The organism is Ectobacillus antri (genome assembly GCF_003852715.1).
GTDB classification, from domain to species: Bacteria; Bacillota; Bacilli; order Bacillales; family Bacillaceae_G; genus Ectobacillus; species Ectobacillus antri.
In genome coordinates, this window is sequence record NZ_RIAV01000064.1 from 1 (window position 1) to 1,012 (window position 1,012).

Sequence of the window (1,012 nt, forward strand, 5' to 3'; positions counted from 1 at the left end):
ATGGATCAAAGACAGAAAAAGCAAAATATAACACGCTCGATGGACAAGGGTCTTTATTTGACGATGACCCGTCTTTTAACCAACCTGAGCACACAGAAGAACAAAGCCAACAGATGATCCCCTATACTGTTGTACGAAGCATTTCAAAAAAGAAACGAAACGATTCATTACGTGAGGATATAGAAGTAGAAGCGGTTCATCACTATCCAGAACATACACAGTGTGATTGTTGCCAAGGACAAATGATTGAAATTGGGAGCACAATGGTGCGCGAGGAAGCAACATTTATCCCTGCGAAAATGTTGAAAGTGCAGCATATTGAACATGCGTATGAATGTAAGGCATGTAAAAACAATCCCTTACAAACCGCACAGATCAAACGTGGAAAAGCACCGCAACCGCCCATTCAACGGAGTATGGCAAGTCCTAGCGTACTTGCCAAAGTGATGTATGATAAATTTGTGCAATACTTACCTCTTTACCGTCAGGTAAAGGAATGGGAGCGATCTGGTCTACATACAAACGACAAAAACCTTTCCAATTGGGTGATTCGCGCATCACATGACTGGTTACTGCCTGTTTACGAACGGATGAAATCTTTTATGATGGCTAAGTCCATTTTACATATTGATGAAACATACGCACAAATCATCAACCGTTCTGATGGGAAATCCGGACAAGCGAGTGCATATAATTGGGTGTATCGCAGTGTACCCAGCCAGGGGCCAACAATTGTTTTGTTTCAAAGCTCATTATCACGCGCACGGTCTGTACTGGAGAGCTTTATTGAGACGTATTCCGGGACGGTTATTTGTGACGGGTATTCAGCTTATGATAAAATCGCAGGCATTACCTTTGCGAATTGTTGGGCGCATGTACGTAGGTATTGGCTAAAAGCAGATAGTAAGAATGGGCGAATCGGTGTGAAATACTGTGATGAGTTATATCGGTTAGAGCGGCAATTCAAACATCTATCTCCAAGCAAGCGCAGAAAGAAACGGCTGAAATACGC

Annotated in this window: 1 protein-coding gene; it reads left to right on the top strand. The window is 42.7% G+C overall.

Translation table 11 applies throughout. The features are described from left to right. On the top strand, positions 1-1,012 hold a 1,012-nt coding region (gene tnpC, locus EEJ45_RS18155; RefSeq protein WP_246000053.1), incomplete at both ends, for an IS66 family transposase.